The following is a 17,667-nucleotide window of genomic DNA, read 5'->3' as shown; positions in this document are numbered from 1 at the left end:
CCCCAGTCAGCGCAAGACTTACTCTCCGCTATGACTATGCTTTCTCTATGCCGCATCGCGCCGTTCTGTTAGAATAGATGGAAATAAGTTTTGTCTGCAAGGTCATGGTTCAACAAAACTTTAGGTGATGCTTACGAAGCAAGTTTTGTTTCACATCGCTTTGCATTCAGTTTATAAACAAAACTTTTAGGAGGTGTGTCAAATGAAGACTAGCAGCTATATAAAAGAGCAGCTGCAGCGTCTTTACCCGGAAATGGTCCGGTGGCGCAGACATCTCCACCAGAATCCGGAGCTGTCTTTTCAAGAGGTGCATACATCCCGCTGGATTGCGGAGCAATTAAAATCGTTCGGCTGCGAGGTGCGCGAAGGCGTTGGCGGACATGGTCTGCTGGTTACGATAAAAGGGGAAATGCCGGGTCCGGTTATCGCGCTTCGCGCGGATATCGACGCACTTCCGATCCAGGACGAGAAGGAGTGCGAATACCGGTCCAAGGTTCCCGGCGTGATGCATGCCTGCGGGCATGACGGGCATACGTCGGCATTGCTTGCGGTAGCGAGTTACTACCAGCAGCATAAGACAGAGCTGGCAGGCGAGCGCCGGCTGATTTTCCAGCCAGCCGAGGAGCAGACGCCGGGCGGCGCGATCCGCATGATTGAAGACGGGGCCTTGGACGGCGTAGACGCCATATACGGGGTGCACTTGTGGTCGCCGATTCCGTTCGGTCAGACTGCAACCAAGCCGGGACCTTTTATGGCTGCGGCAGATGAATTCACTTTGGAAATTATCGGACTAGGCGGACATGGCGGCATGCCGCACAAGACAGTAGATACAATCGTTATCGGCTCCGCTCTTGTGCAGGCGGTTCAATCCATTGTTGGCCGCAACGTTGATCCGTTGAAGCCAGCGGTCGTTACGATCGGCTCCTTCCAAGCCGGAACGACCAATAACGTCATTGCGGAGCGCTGCGCGATGAAAGGGACGGTCCGTACATTTGACGAGGAATCCCGAAAGCTTACGCATGAAAGACTTGAGCAGCTTGTTAACCATACCTGCAGCATGTACGGAGCGAAATACGACTACCATATGCGTATCGGCTATCCCCCCGTCGTCAATGACGAGCAGGAGGCCGGAAGATTCTTCCGGGTATCCGGCGAGCTGTTTGGCGCCGAGAATACCCTCCGCTCGGAAGCGATGATGGTCGCGGAAGACTTCTCGTATTATTTGGAGAAGGTTCCGGGATGCTTTATGTTTGTTGGAGCGGGAAACGAGGAGACGGGAGTCGTATACGCCCATCACCATCCGCGGTTTGATATCGATGAACGTGCGATGCTCCATTCAGCCCAGCTGCTTATACAAATGGCGGAAGATTTTGCGGCAGAATGACAAGGCTTTCGGCTGGTCATCCTAATATGGCAGAATTCGATTAGGAGGTTAGTCCGTCTTGAATAAAACGATCAAAGAGGTTATGTCTTCGCCGTGCATTACAGCAACTTTACAGGATAACGTATATGAGCTTGCCGTTTTAATGAAAAAGCATGATATCGGATTTATTCCAATTGTAGAGGGGTCAAAGCTGATTGGCGCCGTAACGGACCGCGATCTTGTCGTCCGCGGCTATGCGGATAAGCATTCCGGCTCGACGGCCGTCGAGAAAGTCATGACAACCGATGTGCTGACCATTGAACCGGACACAACCATGGATGAAGCGGCAGAGCTGATGGCCAAGCATAAAATACGCCGTCTTCCCGTCGTAGAAAACGGTCGGTTGATTGGCGTTGTCGCAATTGGTGATCTGGCTGTGCGGGATGCCTTTATTCATGAGGCGGGCGCTGCGCTCAATGAAATATCGGAGCACGTGCATTAGATGAAATAACGGGATTCTTTCGGGGCGGATGCCTTGAAAGGGTCCCGTTTTTCGTATAAAAAGATGGATATTTTTGCATACTGGGAGGTGAATGCTTACCGCTATGAACGACGGGGGGATCATATGTTGGAACGACAGGATGGACCTTTAATTATTCAGTCGGATATGACGGTGCTGCTCGATTACGAGCATCCTTTATCGGAGGAAGCCCGCAGGAAGCTGATCTTGTTCGCCGAGCTCGTGAAACGTCCCGGAAATTGGCATACGTATAAAATGTCCTCTTTATCCTTGTGGAACGCTGCTTCTACCGGCATGGATGCGGCAACGGTCATCGAATCCCTAAGAAAATATGCCAGATACGGGATGCCTGGAGTATTGGAGACGAATATCCGCACACTAATGGAGCGGTACGGCAAGCTTCGCCTGGAATTAAACGAGCGCCTTCTCCTGTTATACGGGGACGAATCGCTGCTGGCAGAGCTCGCGGGGCACCCGGCCATTCTGGAATGTCTGAAGGAGCGCGGAAGCGACGGCTCTTGGGAGGTTAATCCGGAATACAGGGGCCAGCTTAAGCAGGAATTAATCCGGCTCGGATACCCTGTCATCGATTTGGCTGGCTATCATGCGGGCGAGGCTTTATCCGTGTCGCTTAGACCTGTAACGCTGGATGGCAAACCTTTCGGATTAAGGGATTATCAGCGGCAGGCGGTTGATGTTTTTTATAAGGAAGGAACGATTCAAGGAGGCAGCGGCGTTATCGTTCTGCCATGCGGAGCGGGTAAAACGATCGTTGGCATTGCAGCCTTGGCCAGACTGAACAGCGCTGCGCTTATTCTTACCTCCAACGCAACCAGCGTACAGCAATGGAAAGAAGAGCTGCTGGACAAGACAACCCTTCAGCCTTCGGAGGTCGGCGAATATACGGGCGCCTCGAAGGAGGTCCGTCCGGTAACGATTGCGACGTATCAAATTCTAACCCACCGGAAGTCGAAAAAAGATTCCTTCCGTCACATGAAGCTGTTTTCCGAGCGCGACTGGGGGCTTATTATATACGACGAGGTGCATTTGCTGCCTGCGCCGGTTTTCCGAATGACAGCCGAAATCCAGGCCACCAGAAGGCTTGGATTAACCGCAACGCTGGTTCGGGAGGATGGATGCGAAGAGGATGTTTTTTCTCTGATTGGGCCTAAACAGTTCGAGCTGCAATGGAAGACAGTCGAAGCGGAGGGGCATATCGCATCCGTAAAATGCACGGAAATCCGCGTGCCGATGGATCAAGGCATATCCGAGCTGTACCATTCCGCCGAGAAGCGTTCGAAGCTGCGCCTTGCGGCGGAGAACCCGGGCAAGGTTCCAATTGTGCGCGAGCTATTGGAACGGCATGTAGGGACGCCTACGCTTATTATCGGTCAATACCTTGACCAGCTTCATTCCATTGCCGACTCGTTAGACGTGCCTGTCATCACCGGAGAATTGCCGCAGAATGAACGCCGGAGTCTATACGAACAGTTTAAGTCGGGGGATGTGCCCGTTCTGGCGGTATCAAAGGTGGCGAATTTTGCGGTTGACCTGCCGGATGCGGCCGTGGCTATTCAAATTTCGGGAAGCTATGGCTCAAGGCAGGAGGAAGCGCAGCGGATTGGCCGGATTTTGCGTCCGAAGGAAGGCCGGAACGAAGCCTGGTTTTATACGATCGTGACCGATGATACCAGCGAAACGGAATATGCCGCAAGGCGTCAAATGTTCCTGCTTGAGCAAGGCTACCAATACGAGCTTGAAAAACATTAGCAAAGGGAGTAATTCCTCATGTTTGTACAAGAATGGTCGGAGAAACTGACGAGCCGCGTGAAGCGGCAATTCATGATGTCTCCCCTCTGGACCGGTGCGGCAGGCCGTGGATTGAAATGGGAGGAGGCCGTACTGGACAGGTTATCCATTCAAGAAGCGGTGGACCAAATGGACGAAGCAAGCGCCGCGGTCCTGCGGGCATTTTATAATTGCTTTGGTGCCGGTCCCGTCTCGGAGGAGCGGTTTTTTTCATTGCGGCAAAGATTCTCGGGTGCCGAGTTCCGTTACGGCCTGATCCAATTGCAAAATGCGGGCTTGGTGTTTGCGCTTCGTCAGGGCTGGGGGGAGCGGCTGTACGCGATGCCAAGCGATTGTTTTATGCTGTGGCATCCCTATTTGTTTCCGATTGGTCAGCTGCCGGAAGCTGATCGGGTGAGCGTATGGGAGCAGCGGCAGGAGGATATGGCTCTTCAGCCACTAGGCAGGCAGCTGCTGGCCGTTTGGGCGGAGCTTGCACGCAACGGTTCAGGGCTGACGGCGAAAGGAGTCCTGCCGAAGAAAACAACCGCAAAGCTGATGCAGGCTGCGTCCGTTACGGATTCGGATCTTCTTCAGGCCGGCTGGCAGCAGGAAGAGACGGATCCTTATAATCCTGCCGTATCTTTCATGCTGAAGCTTAGCGGACAATTAGGTGTATTGGTGAATGAAAAGAAGCTGCTAAGGTGGGAAACGCAGACGCTTGCCGCATGGTTCTCGAAGGAGGAGCTTTTTCGGGAGGCTTTTTTATTCCAGTGGTGTCTGAATGAGCTTCTGTATAAAAAGCCTGCCATGTGGCATGTCATGGCGCTTTTGACCCGGCTTGAGCCGGGGATCTGGTATTCGGATGCGGCTCTTTCGGACCAGCTTTGCCAGCTTGACTTGCAAGGCATGGAGTGGGACCAGAGCCGCAATGCCTGTTTGAAGCTGCTGCGCGGCTTTGGATGGATGGAGCTCGCATGGGCAGGAGAGAACAAAATGCTCCGGTGGACGATAATGCCGCAATTACTTTATCAGAAGCAACGTCCGCCAGAAAGGCCTGAGCCCATTATGCTTGAACCTAACGGCGATCTGCTTGTTCCTCCGGGCTGTCCTTACCGAATCCGATGGGAACTGGAGCTTGTGGCAGAGCGGAAGAGTGACGATTATATGTCCGTATGGCAATTAACGCGAAGCTCGATAGAACGGGCGATTGCTCACGGACGAAGCGTTGCTTCCATTATGGCCCTTTTGCAATCGGCTTCCGGTGGAATGCCTATCTCGCCATTGCTTGCATCAAGTTTGACGGACTGGGGAAAACAAACGGAAGCGGATAAGAAGCCGCTCGCGGACGCGTATCCCGAATTGTCGCTTGAGTATCCATCAGCAGAATTCGGGTTCCCCTTGCGTTCTTCGGAACGAGAGTTTACGGGCTGCGAGCTTATGAATCATGAGGATTTCAGGATTGAACGGTTTCTGCCCGAGCTTGAGCGGGTACCTATAAATTGGATGCAGCAGTTCAGGTCCTATCATCATTCCACGCGCCTTGAGATTCTGGAAAGGGCATTGAGCTGGCAGGCGCCGGTCCAATTAAGGATGAACGACAACACCGTGGCATTCGTGCCTGCCAGACTGGAGAGAAGCGGGAACGGCTGGACCGTCACCGGCGTGCTGCGGGAAGCGGAGACGCACCGCGAAGTATGCCTGTCCCCGGAAATGTGGGAAGGGATGAAGCTGGTTGCGCCGGGAGTCAGTGGATTTGTGTAAAATTGTATCTATTCCTTGAATGATTATGATATGATAGATTCTAAGCAAGGTAAAAGAAAAGAGGGTGAACAAATGCCAACGACCACAGTTCTGCCCTATGATGGTGCAAGCGGCGTTTCTTCGCTGGATATGGCATCGCTGTTGATGTGCGCCTACGAGCTGGGTGATTTTATTAACCAATCGGCGGAAGTTGCCGATTATCTATATTGGAAAGAAGCTGTGCAAAAGGACGAGCAGGTAAAGCTGCTGTCCAAGCAATTCGCCAAAGCGAAAGAGCTGTTCTCGGAATGCGAGCGATTCGGCAGATTCCATCCGGATTACCATGCAGCTAAGGATAAAGTGAAGCAAATCGAGAAAGAGCTGGACCAGATAGAAGCGGTCAAACGGTTCAAGACGGCGGAGCAGCTCGTAGATACGATGCTGTATGACGTATCCCGCATGATTGCGGAATCGGTATCCGATACCATTAAGGTGCCGGGCAATGAAGGGAAAACGGGCGGCTGCGGAGGCGGCGGATCCTGCAGCTGCGGAAGCGGCGGCTGCGGATAAACCTTTGCTTGATTCGACTCGACGGAGGGAATAGATGTTGTTACCGGAACGGACAGGTTATATCATATGGGTGAGCGATCTGAAAGCGGCCAGAACGCTGGAAAAGTACGGAACCGTTCATTATATGTCGCGCAAGATGCATTATGTCGTGATCTATATGAACGCAGAGCGCGCGGAGGAAGCGGTAAAGACAATAAGCCGACTGCCGTTCGTGCGCAAGGTTGAACGATCTTACCGCAACGAATTAAAGACGGAATATACGAAAGATGCCGAGGATAAGACCAGATTCTACAGCATGTAGAACTAGAATTTCATAAGCTATGAACATTTATGAAATTCAAGCAAGGAAGTTAATAATAATTAAATAAAATTGCGGGAAGATCGCTGGTACACAGAGAGACCAATGTACGGCGATCTTCTTTCTTTTATAAAGTTTTACAAATAATTACATTTATGGGCTGAGTTTATTTTATTGTTGAAATCTCGGACAATCATGGTTAAAATATCCTTATACATAAAAGTGGTAAAAAAGACCTGGTTCCTAAGACGGAGGTGTGGTGAACGATGAAGGACAAAACGACTAGAAGATGGAGCACTTATGAGACTTTTTATATCGAATTGGGCGATAAGAAAGTGGCGGACATCGTTATTACTAACCATGCCAGGAGCCGGTGGGTGGATCGGGTTGAAAGTGAGAGGACGGGATACGAGGATATCGCCGAATTCTTATGGGAATGCCTGAAGCAAGGACGAATTGAGCCTTATTACCGGAAAGAAGAGGATGTTTACCTGATTGATGATGATCTGGTGTTTGTTGCTGAATTTGCTCCATCGGAAACAGACATTGATCTGCTTGGCAATCCGCTGCACAAGATGATTGTAGTAACCTTTTTGGGACGCATGTCGGAGACGATCGAATTGCGGGATTTGAAATCATATTATTCATGGCTTCGTCACTCCAGAAGAATGACCTTGGTGAAAAACAGCCGAAAAAGGAAATAATCGAAGAAACGCTGGCGCAGCATCCTTTCGAAGGGTGCTGCGCTTTTTTGCGTTCATTTGTAGTATAATAACCGCTAAGAAGAGAGGATGGTCGGACAGATGGCGCTTAATTTTCATCAATTGCATATTTTTTATACGGTAGCGGAACGGGGCAGCTTCTCGGCGGCCGCCCAGTCGCTGCATATGACTCAGCCGGCCGTAACGATGCAGGTGCAGTCGCTGGAGGACTATTTCGGGACAAAGCTGCTGCAGCGGTCTACCAAACGGATCGACTTGACGGAAGCGGGAAAAGCGTTGATGCCTTACGCCCGGAGAAGCATCGAGCTGATCCGCGATACCGATCAAGCGATGTCGGCGTTTACCAAGCAGCTTAAGGGGCGGCTTCAGCTTGGCGCCAGCTTGACGATTGGAGAATACATTTTGCCGCGCCTGCTTGGTCCGTTCGGGCAGACGTTTCCGGAAATATCGATCAGCATGAAGGTGATGAATACCGCTCAAATCATTGAAGAGATTATAAATCATCAATTGACCTTTGGGTTGATCGAAGCTCCCGTTAATCACCCGGATATGCAGATGGAGGCGGTTATGAGCGACGAGCTCAAGCTGATTGTCCCAAAAGATCATCCTTTGTCGAAGCGGCCGACGGTTCTGCTGGATGAAGTGGCGGATTATCCTTTTGTCGTCCGCGAACAGGGGTCCGGTACGCGATTAGTAATGGAGGAGCAGCTAAAACGGAAAAAAATCGATCCGGCCGATCTGAAGATTGTGATGGAGCTCGGCAGTACAGGGGCGGTGAAGTCGGCCGTAGAAGCCGGTCTCGGCGTTTCCTTTGTCTCCGAATCTTCGGTGAAGCATGAGGTGGCGCTTGGGCTTCTCCATGTGATTCCGATTGAAGATACCCGGTTCAAACGGCAGTTCTACTCGATTTATTTGAAATCCACGCTTTTGCCGATCTCGGCGGTTACGTTCCTCACCTTTTTAAGAGAGAAGGATTTGCAGCAATGGTTATAGGAAAAGCGGATTTGCACAATCACACGACCGCCTCGGACGGCACGATGCCGCCAGCCGCCGTTGTTGCCCGCGCGAAGGCGGCAGGTCTAGCGGCTGTTGCGATCACCGATCATGATACGATGGCAGGAGTCGAGGAAGCGCTTGCGGAAGGACGGAAGCTGGGGATTACCGTTGTTCCCGGCGCAGAGCTGAGCACGGTTGCCGACGGGCGAGACATTCACGTGCTGGCCTACTATCCGGATTGGGAGAATGAGCTCTGGCAGGAGCGGCTTGCCGGGCTTCGGGCGACACGCGGCACGCGCAACGAGATGATTGTCGAACGGCTAACTCAGCTCGGGATTCCCGTTAAGATGCAAGAGGTCGAGCATATCGCTGCCGAGCAGGCTTTGGCAGGAGGCGGCAAAGGCAAAGGGAAAACGATTGGCCGTCCGCATATTGCGGAGCTTCTGATCCGGAAAGGTGCCGTTTCCACGATGGCGGAAGCATTCGAGCGGTATCTGGGGGAAGGCGGCGCCGCATACGTGAATCCTCCGCGTCTCCATCCATTTGAGGCGATCGAATGGATTCGGGAAGCGGGCGGGACAAGCGTGATCGCGCATCCGGGTTTGTATGGCCGGGACGATCTGGTCGAGCAGCTGATCGGGAAGGGCGCTCAAGGGATCGAAGTATACCATTCCGACCACGGAACGGAAGAAGAGCAGCGTTACGCAGGGCTGGCGAGGAAACACGGACTCATTATAACCGGGGGCTCGGACTTCCACGGGGAGCGTCAGGGCGAGGTGTTCCATGGCGAGATCGGCAGCAAAACCGTAGACGTCTCCGTACTGGAACAGCTTCGAAAGAACAGATAGCTTTGACGAAAAATAGCGGTGCAGGGTGATGATATCCCTTACGCCGCTATTTTTTAATATATGCCGGTCGGTTTAGTTAAGTTTAGTTTACGATTCTTTTCGCGTAAACCAGCGAAGAGGCGAACCATGTGCCTTCCATTGGCTCGTAAGTTACTTTCGCGCGTCCGCCGCCGCATTGAAGGATGTAATGCTTGCCGTTGACGACGCCGGCGTAAATGCCGACGTGACCGCCGCCTCCGCTTGTGGAACGATTTAACGAACCGTCACCGGGGTCGGCCGAGTTTTTAAAGAACAGCAGGTCTCCGACCTTCAGATTCTTATATTTATTTTTGGAATCAACGATCACTTGCTTGCCGATGCTGCTGCTGTAACGCTGCGTGCGGGAAGCGCTGGAAAACTTGATTCCGAGCGTGCTGCTGTATACCCAGGAAGTAAAGTTGGAGCAGTCAAAGCCGTAGCCGGCCTTCTGCACACCGCTGCGCCATTTTACGCCAAGCTGGGTTTTGCCTTTCGCAATCAGTTTGCTGAGCTGCGTGCTTTGGGTCGCGGTTGCCGCTGCCGCCTTAGGGGTGGTTACTCCCAGTGCAGGGGCTTGTACAGCACCGGTTAAAGCAATAACGCCTGCCAAAGTGATGATCCCTTTTTTGAAAATCGTTTTTTTCGTCATGTATGTATTCCTCCCATATGGCTTTTTTGTGCAGGAAAGCGTGTAGGCTGCCAGTTCAAGTTTTGTTTGGCACTTTTATACTAATGACTTTCTATCGGTGTAGTCAGCTAATAAAAGTTACCAATTCTATTTTAAAACAATAAAATAAATATTCTTTTATTAATCCTTAATAATCCTATATTGAATAAAATGTTAATAAAATCGAGAATAAATGATTAATTAGGCTGAAAGTGAAAATTATGCAATGGTAATCGAATTGAGTTTGGATGTTTAAAATCAGAAAGGGAAAATAAGGCTTATAAATTGTTGGAAGATGAGTTTTTTCCAAATCGAGGATTTAGAGGGGGAACCGTTAGTTAAAGTTTTCTAATTTTCAGCTTCGTATCAGAATAAAGGTGAAAGGCCATGAACGAACAAGCAGCCCGTCCTCTTTGAAGGACGGGCTGCTTGCCGTTTGAGACGCTCTTAATTCACGCTGCGCGAAGGCATCGCTTTGATTCGTTGCTCATCAGGAGTAATATACAGGGTCTTCTGGTGGTCGTAAATCACAAAGCCCGGTTTAGCCCCGCTTGGCTTGCGGACATGGCGGATAAACGTGTAATCGACCGGGATTTGGCTGGATTGCCGTGCCTGGCTGTAATAGCCGGACAGCATTGCCGCTTCCTCCAAGGTGGCATCCCCAAAGTCGCCTCCGCGGATGACGACATGGGAGCCCGGAATATCCTTCGTATGAAGCCAAACATCCGAAGGAGAAGCAAGCCGGTTCGTTAAGTATTCGTTCTGCGTATTGTTCTTGCCGACATAGATGCTGACGCCTTCGGAAGAAGTGTAGCAAATCAGGGTTGGGCGAGCCGGTTTTTTCCGCTTTGGACCGCGCTTTACCCTGCTGCGAAGATAACCCTGCTCCACAAGCTCATCCCTGATCTCCTCGATATCGGCGAGCGATGCATTGTCCAGCTGCTGCAGCAGCGTTTCCATATAAGTGATCTCGCTTTGGGCGATAGCCATTTGCTCTTCAACGACAGCGATACTGTTCTTTTGCTTCGTATATTTGCGGAAATAGCGCTGCGCATTATCCGACGGCGTAAGCTGAGGGTCCAGCTCGATCGTAACCATTGCCTGCTCTTCGTCATAGAAGTTGATCAGCTCGACCGATGTGTCCCCGCGGTTGATCTGATGCATGTAGGCGGTCAGAAGCTCGCCCATGACGCGGTATTTATCGGCGTCTTGCGCTTCCTCGACCGTTTCCTTCAGCTTTTCTATCTTCTTCTCGTTCTTGACCTTCTCATTCTGGACGAACCGGATGAGATCAAGGGCACGCTGCTTAACCGTATCCCGTTCCGCTTTATCGCCATAGAAGGCCTCCAGGCATTCGCTGATGGAAGCAAAATGCTCGGAAGAACCTTGCACGTGGGTCAGTGGAGTTACGGAGAAGTAGGCTTTGCCGTTCGCATCCACCGCTATGGTTGGCGCGTAGGCATGCGCCCGGACTTCGTTCATCAGCGCCTGGAAGCTGTCCCAGAGGCTGCTGCTTGCTCTCTCCGCGCGGAATACCATCTCTTTGGCGAGCAGAGGGCTTAGTCCGCTAAAGGCCTGAACAAGCTGCCGCTGAGGCGGCAGGCTCTCTTGGCTTTCCTCCGCATGCTGCCCGAGCACGGCCAGAAATTCCTTTTCGCTTGCTATGGCAAGAGGATCCGTCTTTCCTTGATCGGGCGGGGCGGTGTATTTGCTGCCCGGCATAACAATCCGGAATGTACTGATGGCAGGCGTGACGTGATGGATGCCGTCATGAATCGTCCCGGTTGCGGGGTCCAGCAAAATAAGGTTGCTGTGGCGTCCCATAATTTCAATAACGATCGTCTTGAGCGAGATATCGCCAAGCTCATCGCGGTGCCGGACGTCGATATGGATAATCCGTTCGCGTCCGATTTGTTTGACTGCTTCAATCGTTGCGCCTTCGCAATATTTGCGCATCAGCATGCAGAACATCGGTGCTTCCAGCGGATTAACGTATGAAGCATTCGTCCAATGAACGCGCGGGTACGTCGGATTGGCGGACAGGAGCAGCTTGCCCTGCGCCCCGGCGCCGCGGATGCTGAATACGAGATCATTGTCCGTCGGCTGGTGGATTTTATGAATGCGAGCGCCTATGCAGCGCTGAAGCTCTTCAACTACTGCGTGAATAACAATGCCGTCTAAGGCCATGAGGGTTTAAGTCTCCTTTTTCAATGTCTTTCTCTATCATGCCATAGTTAAACCAAAAACTTAAGTCTTTAAGTGGGATATTTTGCAGTTTGTCCGAATACATTTAGGCTTGAGAGGCTGTCCGAGAGCGCTCGGCATATACGGGAGGGAGTCGTACAATGGAACAATTGAAATGGCACCAAATGGAGGCGGGCGAGCTGGCGAATAAGCTGGGCAGCTCGCTTGCGCAAGGGCTGTCTGCATCGGAAGCAGAAGACAGGCTGTCGAAGAACGGGCGAAACGAGCTGGCGGAGGGCGAGCGCATTTCCCCGGTTATGCTTTTCCTGAATCAATTCAAAGATTTCATGGTGCTTGTGCTAATGGGCGCTACTCTCATATCGGGACTCTTGGGCGAATATTTGGATGCCGTGACGATTGTGGCCATTATCGCGATTAATGCGGTATTGGGCTTCATTCAGGAATTCCGTGCGGAAAAGTCGCTTAGTGCCCTCAAGGAATTGTCCGCGCCTACGGCAAAAGTGATTCGCGGCGGACAGCAGGTGATGATAGCGGCCAAAGAGTTGGTTAAAGGGGATGTTATTCTGCTCGAGAGCGGCGACCGCATTCCCGCCGATATCCGGCTGATCGAAGCGAACAGCTGCTATGCCGAGGAATCCGCCCTGACAGGCGAATCGGTACCGGTCGGCAAGCATGCCGCGGCTATTCATGAAGAGGAGCTGCCGCTTGGCGACCAGCGGAATCTGGGCTTTATGGGGACCATGCTTACCCGCGGAACAGCCAAAGGGGTTGTTGTCCGGACGGGCATGGAAACGGAAATGGGTAAAATCGCCGGCCTTATTCAGCAGACCGAATCGATGGAAACGCCGCTTCAGCACAGACTGGAGCAGCTTGGAAAAATCTTAATCGCCGTTGCGATCGGACTTACGATTATGGTTGTTGTTGCCGGCATTCTGCATGGACAGCCTGCCTACGGCATGTTTCTGGCCGGTGTCAGCCTTGCGGTTGCCGCTATTCCGGAAGGGCTTCCGGCCATCGTTACGATTGCGCTGGCTCTTGGCGTACAGCGGATGATTAAACGGAAAGCGATCGTCCGCAAGCTGCCTTCCGTGGAAACGTTGGGCTGCGCTTCGGTGATCTGCTCCGACAAGACCGGCACGCTTACGCAAAATAAAATGACCGTCACGAACGTTTGGCTGGGCGGGCGGCATCTTCAGGTGACGGGCGAGGGTTATGAGCCGGTCGGAGCTGCTTTCGAGGATGGCTCCATGGTGGACGTAAAGCATGATATTGCCCTCAAGCGTCTCCTGCAGATTTCGGCGCTATGCAATAACGCAACCGTTACGCAGGCGGAGCAGCAGGATTCGAAGAAGCGGAAAAGCAAAGAGCCGCAAGAGGAATGGGTGCTAAAGGGAGATCCGACGGAAGGAGCCCTTACCGTTCTCGCAGCGAAGCTCGGGCTGTCCGCCAAATCGCTGGAGGGCTTATATAAGAGGGAAAAGGAATTCCCGTTTGATTCCGAACGGAAGCGGATGAGCGTGCTGGTCTCGCATCAGGGCGGCAGGGTCGTCTATACGAAAGGCGCCTCCGACATGCTGATGGATCATTGCAGCTACGTATTATGGGACGGCAAGGTTGTGCCGTTTACCGCTACGCTCAAGAAAAAATGCGCGGATGCCGCCGAACAGATGGCGCAAAACGCGCTGCGCGTGCTTGGCCTCGCTTACCGGGATATCCGCAGCGGCGAAGCGGCGGAGACGGAAAGCGACGTGGAATGCCATCTTGTATTTGTTGGCCTCACCGGCATGATCGACCCGCCGCGCCGCGAGGTGCGCGATGCGATTGCGACCTGCCGCCGAGCAGGCATCAAGACGGTAATGATTACGGGCGACCATCAGTTGACCGCCGAAGCGATCGCCCACCAGCTTGGCATCATGCCTCGCGGCGGAGTAGCGCTGAGCGGCAGTCAGCTGGAAAATATGACGGATGATCAGCTCGACAAGCATGTGGACAACATCTATGTCTATGCCCGCGTATCGCCGGAACATAAGCTCCGGATCGTCAAATCCCTGCAAAGAAAAGGGCATGTCGTTGCCATGACCGGCGACGGCGTAAACGACGCTCCGGCTATCAAAGCCGCCGATATCGGCATCGCAATGGGCATTACCGGCACGGACGTCTCCAAGGAAGCTTCCGCGCTTGTATTAAGCGACGACAACTTTGCGACCATCGTGTCGGCCATCGAAGAAGGCCGGAGCATCTACGAGAATATCCGCAAATTCATCCGTTACCTGCTGGCCTCCAACGTCGGCGAGATTCTGACGATGTTCCTGGCGATGATGGCGGGTCTTCCGCTTCCGCTCGTGCCGATTCAGATTTTATGGGTGAATCTGGTGACGGACGGTCTGCCGGCCATGGCGCTCGGAGTCGACCAGGCGGAGAAGGATCTGATGCAGCAGAAGCCGCGTTCGGCAAAGGAAAGCGTGTTTGCAAGACGGCTTGGCTGGAAGATCATCAGCCGCGGCGTATTGATCGGCGTATGCACGCTAGGCGCCTTCTGGATTACGCTCAAGCTTGCTCCGGGTACGGCCGCCGAGCAGCTTACCAAGGCGCAGACGGTCGCATTTGCCACATTGGTCTTGGCTCAGCTCATTCACGTATTCGACTGCCGCAGCTCGCGATCCATTTTCCACCGCAACCTGTTTCAGAACCGTTACCTGGTGCTTGCCGTTCTATCGTCTTTGATTCTGATGATCGGGGTGCTCTACATTCCGATGCTTCAGCCGATCTTCAAGACGGTGCCGCTTAATTTCCGCGAATGGTGCCTGGTATTCGTGGCCGCCGGCATTCCGACCTTCCTGATGGGCATCGGAAGCGTGCTTGGAACCAGCAAGCCTAAGAACAAACCGGCCAAAATGGCGTTCAAAAATGTGTAACGAAGTACAAACGATGATCGGAATTATGAATAGCGTTTCCCTTTGCTTTGCGGTATGCTAAGGAAAAATGATAGCTTATTTTATCCATTGGCTGCAGTAAAGGGGGAACACCATGACGAAATTTACAAAAATGCATGGTTTGGGGAATGATTTTATCGTAATCGCCGGCGAGCGGCAGCTGCCGGGCAATGCAGCGGAGCTGGCTATAGACCGCTGCAACCGGTTTTTCGGCATCGGCGCAGACGGGCTGGTGTACATCCTTCCTTCGGAAGTGGCGGATTTCCGCATGCGCATCATCAACTCCGACGGCTCGGAGGCGGAGCAGTGCGGCAACGCGATTCGCTGCGCGGCGAAATACATTTACGACAACGGTCTTACGGATAAAGAGGAATTAACGATCGAAACGCTTGGCGCCGGCGCCCAGACGGTTCAGCTGGAAGTGGCGGACGGCAAAGTGCGGCAGGTGCGCGTGGATATGGGCGAGCCGATTCTGAACGGCCTGCAGGTGCCTACAACGGTGGACGAAGAACGCGTTATCGAGCACCCGATTGAAGTGGACGGCCGGGAATTCCGGTTCACCGCGGTATCGATGGGCAACCCGCATTGCGTCATTTACGTGGACGATGCGGCCAGCTTTGATCTTGCGACTTGGGGGCCAAAGCTCGAGACGCATCCGATGTTCCCGCGCAGGATCAATGTGGAATTCGTTACCGTAACCTCCCGCGAACACGCGGAAATGCGCGTATGGGAGCGCGGTGCCGGACCTACGCTGGCTTGCGGCACCGGCGCGTGCGCAACGGTCGTATCCTCAGTGCTGAACGGCTTAACGGACCGCACGGCGGTCGTAACGCTTAAAGGCGGCGACCTGACGATCGAGTGGAATGAAGCGGATAATCATGTTTATATGACTGGACCTGCAGCCGAAGTATACCGCGGCGAATGGGAATAGGGAGAAATGAATATGAAGCCCGATTTAAGAACGAAGCTTAAGCAGCGTATCTTGACCGGGGACGGCGCAATGGGAACCTATCTGTATCAGATGGGGTTCCCTGTCGGCGTTTCTTACGAAGAATTGAATATGACCCGCCCGGATGTCATTGAAGGCGTGCATCGCCGGTACTACGAAGCAGGCGCGCGCGTCATCGAGACCAATACGTTCTCGGCCAATTTGGTCAAGTTGTCCAAATACGGTCTGGAGCCGGATATGGAAGCGATTAACCGTGCCGGGGTGCGTATTTCGAAAGCGGCCGCTGGCGAGGATGCCTACGTGGTTGGCGCTATTGGCTCGATCCGCGCCGGCAAGCTGAAGGATGTGCGGACATCCGAAGTCAGCGATGCGTTTGAGCGGCAGCTGGATGCTTTGCTTGTCGAAGGCGTGGACGGAATTCTGTTTGAAACGTTTTATGATTTTGACGAAATGCGCCTGGCACTGGGACTTGCCCGCAAGAGGACCCAGCTGCCTGTGCTTTGCCAGTTTGCGGTGGAGGATGTCGGACGCACGCAGGACGGCACGGGCTTGCTTGATGCCTTCGCTTTATTGAAGGATGAGGGAGCGGATGTCGTCGGTTTCAATTGCCGGAGCGGTCCAAACGGAATCATGCGGGCGGTTGAATCGATTGGCGGACCGGTAGAGCTGCCGCTTTCGATCTTTCCGAACGCGGGTATCCCGGATTATGTTGACGGCAAATACAAGTATTCGGCCGGGCCAGATTATTTTGCCGAGACCGCTTTGCAATTCGCGGATCGCGGCGCTCGGATCATCGGCGGATGCTGCGGAACAACGCCGGAGCATATCGCGGCCATGGCGAGGGCTTTGGAGGATTATGCCCCGATAGGCGGCGCGGCAGCCGTTGCGATTGCCGCCCCCCCGGAGGCGGAGGTTATCGTCATAGAGGCGGGAGCGGCCGAGGTGGTGAAGAATGCTTCCGGGGAGCGGGCGGACACGCCAATCGTTTCGGAACCATCGCTGGTCGACACCGTAAAAGTAAGGCATACGGTCATTGTCGAGCTGGATCCGCCGCGCGATCTCGATATTGCGAAATTTATGGCCGGCGCGGCTGCCATTAAAGCCTGCGGAGCGGATGCCGTTACGATGGCGGACAACTCGCTGGCGGTGACCCGCATGAGCAATCTGGCGCTTGCCGCGCTGGTGAAGGACCGAATCGGTTTGCGCCCGCTCGTTCATATTGCTTGCCGGGATCGCAACCTGATTGGAACGCAGTCGCATCTGATGGGGCTGGACGCACTCGGAATCGACCATGTGCTGGCGGTAACCGGAGATCCGGCGCGCTTCGGCGATTTGCCGGATTCCAGCTCGGTATACGACCTTACTTCCTTCGAGATGATCCGGATGACAAAGCAGCTTAACGACGGCATCGCTTTCTCGGGCAAGCCGCTTAAGCAGAAAGCCAAATTCGTCGTAGGCGCGGCGTTTAACCCAAACGTCAAGCATTTGGACAAGGCGGTCCAGCGGCTGGAGAAAAAGATCGCTTCCGGCGCGGATTATATTATGACCCAGCCGGTATACGATCCGGCTCTCATGGAGAAAATCGCGGAAGCGACAAAGCATCTGCCCGTTCCGGTGTTCATTGGCATTATGCCGCTTGCAAGCGGGCGCAATGCCGAATATCTGCATAACGAGGTCCCCGGCATCCAATTACCCGATGAAGTACGGAAGAGGATGGCGGGACTTGAAGGCGCGGCGGGACGCGCGGAAGGCGTTCGAATCTCCCGGGAGCTGCTCGACATTGCCGTCGGTCATTTCAAGGGCATCTACTTCATGACGCCGTTTATGTTCTACGAAATGGCGGTAGAGCTGACCGAGTACGTATGGGCGAAAACAGGCGTGCAAAGACGCTAAAATAGTCTGTTTTCGCAATTTCTCTTGTTTTCTCTTGTTCGTTTCTTCAAAATCCATTAAACTATATAACAATGGATCGGGCTGCCTGTTTGACCGGCTGCATCTTTCCCGGGACAGGCAGTGTCTCCGGAATAGCGGGAACAGGCGTGTAGGC

Annotated in this window: 14 protein-coding genes; 12 read left to right on the top strand and 2 right to left on the bottom strand. The window is 53.3% G+C overall.

Features of this window, described 5'->3' with window-relative positions:
• Nucleotides 1-202: 202 nt before the first annotated feature.
• From EV294_RS09355 to EV294_RS09315, 9 genes are all read left to right on the top strand, one after another.
• Complete coding sequence (locus EV294_RS09355; RefSeq protein ID WP_132306109.1) at nucleotides 203-1,384, top strand: M20 metallopeptidase family protein; 1,182 nt, start codon at nucleotides 203-205, stop codon at nucleotides 1,382-1,384.
• Nucleotides 1,385-1,442: 58 nt separating this feature from the next.
• Nucleotides 1,443-1,865, top strand: coding sequence for a CBS domain-containing protein (locus tag EV294_RS09350; protein ID WP_207918120.1), 423 nt, complete (start codon nucleotides 1,443-1,445; stop codon nucleotides 1,863-1,865).
• A gap of 123 nt (nucleotides 1,866-1,988) precedes the next feature.
• The gene (locus EV294_RS09345; protein WP_132306107.1) at nucleotides 1,989-3,653 is read left to right on the top strand and encodes a DNA repair helicase XPB; all 1,665 of its coding nucleotides are present in this window, start codon (nucleotides 1,989-1,991) and stop codon (nucleotides 3,651-3,653) included.
• Nucleotides 3,654-3,671: 18 nt separating this feature from the next.
• The gene (locus EV294_RS09340) at nucleotides 3,672-5,435 is read left to right on the top strand and encodes a helicase-associated domain-containing protein (protein WP_132306105.1); all 1,764 of its coding nucleotides are present in this window, start codon (nucleotides 3,672-3,674) and stop codon (nucleotides 5,433-5,435) included.
• A gap of 72 nt (nucleotides 5,436-5,507) precedes the next feature.
• Nucleotides 5,508-5,984: a YlbF/YmcA family competence regulator gene (locus tag EV294_RS09335; RefSeq protein WP_132306103.1), complete on the top strand. Its 477-nt coding sequence runs from the start codon at nucleotides 5,508-5,510 to the stop codon at nucleotides 5,982-5,984.
• Nucleotides 5,985-6,021: 37 nt separating this feature from the next.
• On the top strand, nucleotides 6,022-6,285 hold the full coding sequence (locus EV294_RS09330) for a YlbG family protein (RefSeq protein WP_041614405.1): 264 nt from the start codon (nucleotides 6,022-6,024) through the stop codon (nucleotides 6,283-6,285).
• A gap of 263 nt (nucleotides 6,286-6,548) precedes the next feature.
• Entirely contained in the window at nucleotides 6,549-6,986 is a 438-nt protein-coding gene (locus EV294_RS09325) for a hypothetical protein (protein WP_132306101.1), read from the top strand.
• 99 nt (nucleotides 6,987-7,085) lie between these two features.
• The gene (locus EV294_RS09320) at nucleotides 7,086-7,997 is read left to right on the top strand and encodes a selenium metabolism-associated LysR family transcriptional regulator (RefSeq protein ID WP_132306099.1); all 912 of its coding nucleotides are present in this window, start codon (nucleotides 7,086-7,088) and stop codon (nucleotides 7,995-7,997) included.
• The gene (locus EV294_RS09315) at nucleotides 7,988-8,848 is read left to right on the top strand and encodes a PHP domain-containing protein (RefSeq protein ID WP_132306097.1); all 861 of its coding nucleotides are present in this window, start codon (nucleotides 7,988-7,990) and stop codon (nucleotides 8,846-8,848) included. Before EV294_RS09320 ends, EV294_RS09315 begins: the two co-directional genes overlap by 10 nt.
• Before the next feature lie 82 nt (nucleotides 8,849-8,930).
• On the opposite strand, the gene EV294_RS09310 is transcribed toward EV294_RS09315, so the two are convergent.
• Nucleotides 8,931-9,515 carry a C40 family peptidase gene (locus EV294_RS09310; RefSeq protein ID WP_132306095.1) on the bottom strand — a complete coding sequence of 195 codons (585 nt, stop codon included), beginning with the start codon at nucleotides 9,513-9,515 and terminating at the stop codon, nucleotides 8,931-8,933.
• A 465-nt stretch (nucleotides 9,516-9,980) separates the two neighbouring features.
• Nucleotides 9,981-11,720 carry an Rqc2 family fibronectin-binding protein gene (locus EV294_RS09305; RefSeq protein ID WP_132306093.1) on the bottom strand — a complete coding sequence of 580 codons (1,740 nt, stop codon included), beginning with the start codon at nucleotides 11,718-11,720 and terminating at the stop codon, nucleotides 9,981-9,983.
• 158 nt (nucleotides 11,721-11,878) lie between these two features.
• Here EV294_RS09305 and EV294_RS09300 point away from each other — a divergent pair, with 158 nt between their 5' ends.
• From EV294_RS09300 to EV294_RS09290, 3 genes are all read left to right on the top strand, one after another.
• The gene (locus EV294_RS09300; protein WP_132306091.1) at nucleotides 11,879-14,653 is read left to right on the top strand and encodes a calcium-translocating P-type ATPase, SERCA-type; all 2,775 of its coding nucleotides are present in this window, start codon (nucleotides 11,879-11,881) and stop codon (nucleotides 14,651-14,653) included.
• A 112-nt stretch (nucleotides 14,654-14,765) separates the two neighbouring features.
• Nucleotides 14,766-15,602: a diaminopimelate epimerase gene (dapF, locus tag EV294_RS09295; protein ID WP_132306089.1), complete on the top strand. Its 837-nt coding sequence runs from the start codon at nucleotides 14,766-14,768 to the stop codon at nucleotides 15,600-15,602.
• A 12-nt stretch (nucleotides 15,603-15,614) separates the two neighbouring features.
• Nucleotides 15,615-17,513, top strand: coding sequence for a bifunctional homocysteine S-methyltransferase/methylenetetrahydrofolate reductase (locus tag EV294_RS09290; RefSeq protein WP_132306087.1), 1,899 nt, complete (start codon nucleotides 15,615-15,617; stop codon nucleotides 17,511-17,513).
• Nucleotides 17,514-17,667 lie beyond the last annotated feature (154 nt).

It is taken from the genome of Paenibacillus sp. BK033, assembly GCF_004345425.1.
GTDB lineage: Bacteria > Bacillota > Bacilli > Paenibacillales > Paenibacillaceae > Pristimantibacillus.
Note: the sequence above shows the minus strand (reverse complement) of the source record. Positions and strands in the feature narration are given on the sequence as shown.

Excerpts from the sequence above, each read along its gene's own strand:
- EV294_RS09355 (WP_132306109.1), top strand. The coding sequence starts at position 203 with ATGAAGACTAGCAGCTATATAAAAGAGCAGCTGCAGCGTCTTTACCCG.
- EV294_RS09345 (WP_132306107.1), top strand. The coding sequence starts at position 1,989 with ATGTTGGAACGACAGGATGGACCTTTAATTATTCAGTCGGATATGACG.
- EV294_RS09340 (WP_132306105.1), top strand. The coding sequence starts at position 3,672 with ATGTTTGTACAAGAATGGTCGGAGAAACTGACGAGCCGCGTGAAGCGG.
- EV294_RS09335 (WP_132306103.1), top strand. The coding sequence starts at position 5,508 with ATGCCAACGACCACAGTTCTGCCCTATGATGGTGCAAGCGGCGTTTCT.
- EV294_RS09325 (WP_132306101.1), top strand. The coding sequence starts at position 6,549 with ATGAAGGACAAAACGACTAGAAGATGGAGCACTTATGAGACTTTTTAT.
- EV294_RS09320 (WP_132306099.1), top strand. The coding sequence starts at position 7,086 with ATGGCGCTTAATTTTCATCAATTGCATATTTTTTATACGGTAGCGGAA.
- EV294_RS09315 (WP_132306097.1), top strand. The coding sequence starts at position 7,988 with ATGGTTATAGGAAAAGCGGATTTGCACAATCACACGACCGCCTCGGAC.
- EV294_RS09310 (WP_132306095.1), bottom strand. The coding sequence starts at position 9,515 with ATGACGAAAAAAACGATTTTCAAAAAAGGGATCATCACTTTGGCAGGC.
- EV294_RS09305 (WP_132306093.1), bottom strand. The coding sequence starts at position 11,720 with ATGGCCTTAGACGGCATTGTTATTCACGCAGTAGTTGAAGAGCTTCAG.
- EV294_RS09300 (WP_132306091.1), top strand. The coding sequence starts at position 11,879 with ATGGAACAATTGAAATGGCACCAAATGGAGGCGGGCGAGCTGGCGAAT.
- dapF (WP_132306089.1), top strand. The coding sequence starts at position 14,766 with ATGACGAAATTTACAAAAATGCATGGTTTGGGGAATGATTTTATCGTA.
- EV294_RS09290 (WP_132306087.1), top strand. The coding sequence starts at position 15,615 with ATGAAGCCCGATTTAAGAACGAAGCTTAAGCAGCGTATCTTGACCGGG.